Origin of the sequence: Mesorhizobium sp. M7A.T.Ca.US.000.02.2.1, assembly GCF_003996995.1 — a bacterium.
In the GTDB taxonomy this organism is placed as follows: Bacteria; Pseudomonadota; Alphaproteobacteria; order Rhizobiales; family Rhizobiaceae; genus Mesorhizobium.
In genome coordinates, this window is record NZ_RZTT01000454.1 from 1 (window position 1) to 4,537 (window position 4,537).

General features: G+C 63.4%; 3 protein-coding genes and 1 pseudogene. All 4 read right to left on the reverse strand.

The genetic code is table 11. The features are described from left to right. Window positions 1–1,431 (reverse strand): DNA repair protein RecN (locus EOD15_RS29110; protein WP_148129682.1); only part of this gene is annotated, 1,431 nt, incomplete at its 3' end. Between the two features lie 118 nt (window positions 1,432–1,549). Beyond that, window positions 1,550–2,419, reverse strand: coding sequence for an outer membrane protein assembly factor BamD (locus EOD15_RS29115; RefSeq protein WP_127269547.1), 870 nt, complete (start codon window positions 2,417–2,419; stop codon window positions 1,550–1,552). A gap of 264 nt (window positions 2,420–2,683) precedes the next feature. Continuing rightward, complete coding sequence (lpxC, locus tag EOD15_RS29120; RefSeq protein ID WP_023813134.1) at window positions 2,684–3,634, reverse strand: UDP-3-O-acyl-N-acetylglucosamine deacetylase; 951 nt, start codon at window positions 3,632–3,634, stop codon at window positions 2,684–2,686. 280 nt (window positions 3,635–3,914) lie between these two features. Continuing rightward, a pseudogene (locus EOD15_RS29125) lies at window positions 3,915–4,537 on the reverse strand (cell division protein FtsZ); the annotation flags it as partial.

The following is a 4,537-nucleotide window of genomic DNA, read 5'->3' on the forward strand; positions in this document are numbered from 1 at the left end:
CGCCAGCCGCTGGCCGATGGCGTCGGCGACAGCGCCGCCCACGCCGGTGTCGATTTCATCGAACACCAGCGTCGGCGCCGAACCGCGGTCGGCCAGCGCCACCTTCAGCGCCAGAAGGAAGCGCGAAAGCTCGCCGCCGGAGGCCACTTTCATCATCGGCCCGGGCCGCGTGCCTGGATTGGTGCGCACCCAGAACTCGATCTGGTCGATCCCCTCTTCCATGCGGCTCTCGGCCTCGCTCTTCATTTCCACGATAAAGGCGGCGCGTTCGAGCTTCAGGGCCGGCAGTTCGGCCATCACGGCCTTGGTCAGGCCGACCGCCGCCGCATGACGCAGCGAGGACAGCTGCGCGGCGGCAATGTCGTAGGTCTCGCGCGCGGCGGTGGCTTGCTTTTCCAGCCCGTGCAGGCGCTCCTCGCCGGCATCGAGATCGGCGAGATCGGCCGACATCGTGTCGCGCAGCTGCGCCAGATCGTCGACGGCGACGCTGTGCTTGCGCGAGGCGGCGCGCAGCGAAAACAGCCGCTCCTCCGCCTTCTCCAGCCGCTGCGGATCATATTCGGTGGCGCGCAATGCTGCCTCGACGCCCGATTGCGCCGCGTCGAGCGACAGCATCGCCTCGTCGAGCGATTTGACGACATCGTCGAGCAGTCCGGGCGCCTCCGTCACCTTGCGCTGCAGCCGCCGCAACAGGCTGGCCAGTTGCGGCAGGGGCGAAGATGGGCCCGACAGCACATCCTGCGCGTCATGGATTTCGGAAGCGATCTTTTCGGCCCGCATCATAGACGCGCGCAATTCGGCAAGGTCGGTCTCCTCGCCCGGCTGCGGATCGAGCTTGGTCAATTCCGCCACCGCCGCGCGCAGATAGTCGGCCTCGCGCGCGGCCGCCGCCACCTTGGCGCGGTGGCGCGACAGCTCCTGCTCGCAGGCCCGCCAGTGCCGCCATGCCTCGCCGGTCGAGCGGACGGCGCCGAGATGGCCACCGAAAGCGTCGAGCACCTCGCGGTGCGCGCCGGGATCGACCAGCGCACGCTCGTCATGCTGGCCGTGAATCTCGACCAGCGCGCGCCCGACGTCGCGCATCAGGGTGACGCTTGAAGGTTGATCGTTGACGAAAACACGGGTGCGGCCGTCCGCCGTCTGCAGGCGGCGCAGGATGATGTCGCCATCATCCTCGATCGCATTGTCGGCAAGCAGCGTACGCGCCGGATGATTGCGCGGCACGTCGAAGACGGCGATGACCTGGCCCTGTGCCGCGCCATGGCGCACCAGCGACGCGTCGCCGCGCGCTCCGAGCGCCAGCGACAGGGCATCGAGCAGGATGGATTTGCCGGCACCGGTTTCGCCGGTCAGCACCGAAAGGCCCGGCTGGAAGTCGATATCCAGCTTCTCGATCAGGACGATATCGCGGATCGACAGTCTGGAAAGCATCAGAACCCGAATCTAGAACGGCACGCGACCATTTGCAGTCGCAGCGCCGCACTATCTTTTTGTTTGAGCACCGGATCAATCCGAAAAGCGCTGTGGCGCTTCAGTCGATGCTCATACGTCAGGCGCCGGTGATCATCTTCCCGGCTTTGGATATCCACGACCCGGCATTCTCGCGCGGTGCAAGCCCATTGCTCTGCAAGAGCTTGTAGGAATCCTTGTACCATGGGCTGTCGGGGTAGTTGGTGCCGAGCACGGCGGCGGCGGTTTGTGCCTCCGAGGTCAGACCCATCGCGTAATAGCTTTCGGTCAAGCGGGCGAGCGCCTCCTCGACATGGCGGGTGTTGGAATAGTTCTCGACCACGGTGCGGAAGCGCTTCACGGCAGCGATGTATTCACGCCGCTCAAGATAGTAGCGGCCGATCTGCATTTCCTTGCCGGCCAACTGGTCGTTGGCGAAGCGGATCTTTTCCTTGGCGTCTTCGACATATTCCGATGTTGGCCAGCGCGTGACCAGATCCTGCATCGTCTGGACGGTCTGGCGCGCTTCCTTCTGGTCCTGCGTCACGTCCTTGATCTGACGGTAGTAGCTCAAGCCGATGATGTACTGCGCATAGGCGGCGTCATCGGTCGACGGGTAAAGCGTGAGATAGCGCTTGGCCGAGCCGATCGCCTCATCGTAATTGCCCTGGCGATAGTCGGCGAAAGCGCCCATCACCATCGATTTGCGGGCCCATTCCGAATAGGGATGCTGACGGTCGACGGCGTCGAACTTGCGGCTCGCCTCCTGCAGGCGCCCGGCATTGAGATTGGCAAGGCCCTGATTGTAGAGAACATCGGCCGGCTCGGTCTGCTCGACATAGGTCGACAGGTCGATATCTTTCTCCGACGACATGCAGGCCGACAGAAAGAGCGATGGAACAACTACTGAAAGCGCCAGGAAAACAGCCCTCTGCGGTGCTTTCAATTGACCAACTCGCTTGAAGAACATGATTGGATCTCGCCCTTTCGGCGCTATTTCAATGCCAGTTGCACGCCATTGTTTCAAAACTGGTCCCCACTTTTGAACGACATGCATTAATCGACGGCAGCAGCCATAAACCATAACCGCCTTGCCCGGCAACGCTATCTCCGGCCAATCGCGCATTTTTGTGGCGGCCGGACGCCGCTTGGACATCAATGCAATTTCACTGCCGGGTGGTGCATTCCTGCAACATTCGCTATCACCCATAGAACCCGAAAAAACCCTGGGAAATCAGATCATCCAGGGTGCGTAGAGTGGCGCATTGACGGCGTTCATCTCGGCGCTGCGGCCACGCTCACGGCGCGTCGTCTCGACGATCTCGAACGCCGTGCGGTCCGAGAGCAGACGGCGCAGGGCCGCGGCATTCATCCTGTGGCCGCCGCGATAGGAGCGGAAGCAGCCGATGAAGCGGGCGCCGGCCAGCGCCAGGTCGCCCATGGCGTCCAGCGTCTTATGTCGCACGAATTCGTTGGGGTAGCGCAGGCCGCCCATATTGATGACGCGGTTGTCGTCGCCAATGACCAGCGAGTTCTCCAGCGAGGAGCCGAGCGCGTAGCCTGCGGCCCACAGCCGCTCGACATCCTTCATGAAGCCGAAGGTGCGGGCGCGCGCGATGTCACGACGGAAAATATCGGCATTGAGGTCGGAGGCAAACAGCTGACGGCCGATCGCCGGGCTTTCGAAGTCGATCTCGATCTCGAAACGGGTCCCGTCATAGGGCCGAAACTCCGCCCACGAGGCGCCGTTCTCGATGCGGACCGGCTTGATGACCCTGATATAGCGCCGCTTGACCGAGAGCGTCTCGATACCCGCCTGATCGATGGCTTCGACGAACGCCATGGCGCTGCCATCGAAGATAGGAACCTCGGAACCATCGATCTCGACAGCGACATTATCGATGCCGAGCCCAAACAGCGCCGCCATGATGTGCTCGACCGTGGCGATATGCTCGCCAGCGGGATCACCAAGCATGGTGCACAGGTCGGTAGCGCCGACTTCCGAAACCAGGGCACGAAACTCGCGGCCCTGCTCCGCACCGTTGAAAAGCTGGAAAACGATGCCGGTGTCGGCATCCGCGGGCACGAAGCTGATGGACACTTCCTTGCCGCTGTGGACGCCGGTGCCGGTAAGCGACGCGCGCGTCTTCAATGTCGTCTGATAGTCGTGCAAGACAATCCCCATAAGCCCGTAATGCCTAGGTCCGCTTCTCCAGCCCGAGGGCGCGGCTCTTGTGTGAATCGGCTGGCAGGGTGACTTCCCCCGAAATCCCGGCAAACCGATGATGGTAGGCAGCGAAGATAATGTCCCGTCAGGGAGACTCCAAATCACGGTTTCTTACTCTGTGTAACCGCAAAATGGAACGAGTGCGACTTGGTAAGTCGTTGAAATCACATCATTTAAAACATTAACAGGCAAGCGATTCCTCGCTTGCCTGTTAACAAATGTTACAGCCGTTTACCAATCAGTTGGCCTGGCGGCGCAGGAACGCCGGAATCTCCAGCTGATCGTCTTCCTGAGTCGTCCTCACCTGCGGCGTCAGGCGGCCTTGATCATCGAGCTGGCCGCGGCGCGGCGCATAGAGCTGCGCATCCTGGCTGGCGAGACGGCGCACTTCGGGCGCGGCCTGGCGCAGCTTGGGCTCGCGCGGCTGCGCCGGCTGCAGCCGTGCGGGTTCTTCCTCGCGGCGGGTCAGACCATTGGTCAGGCGCTTCAGCAGGCCCATCGGTCCGCTGTTGTTCTCGTGGTCGACCGGGCGGCTCTTGGCATCCACCTCGGCCTTGACGACCGGCGGAAAGTCCTCGACGCGCGGCATGCGCTGCGGCGCCATGGCAACCGGCTGCGGCGCCTCGCGCTGCAGCATCTCGCGCGGCTGCGGGGCCGGCTGCATCTGCTGGACCACCGGCTGCGGCATCGGCTGGGCGGGCGGCGCCTGGAAGATCTTGCTCTGCGGGCGGAAATCTTCAGCGTGGGCGACCGGGGCCGGGCGCGCCTGCGCCATGGCCGCGGCATTGGCTTCGGCCAGATGGATGGCTTCCGCGACCGGGTCGATAGCGCGTGGCTCGTATGCCGCCTGCTGGACAGGCG

Excerpts from the sequence above, each read along its gene's own strand:
- lpxC (WP_023813134.1), bottom strand. The coding sequence starts at position 3,634 with ATGGGGATTGTCTTGCACGACTATCAGACGACATTGAAGACGCGCGCG.
- EOD15_RS29115 (WP_127269547.1), bottom strand. The coding sequence starts at position 2,419 with ATGTTCTTCAAGCGAGTTGGTCAATTGAAAGCACCGCAGAGGGCTGTT.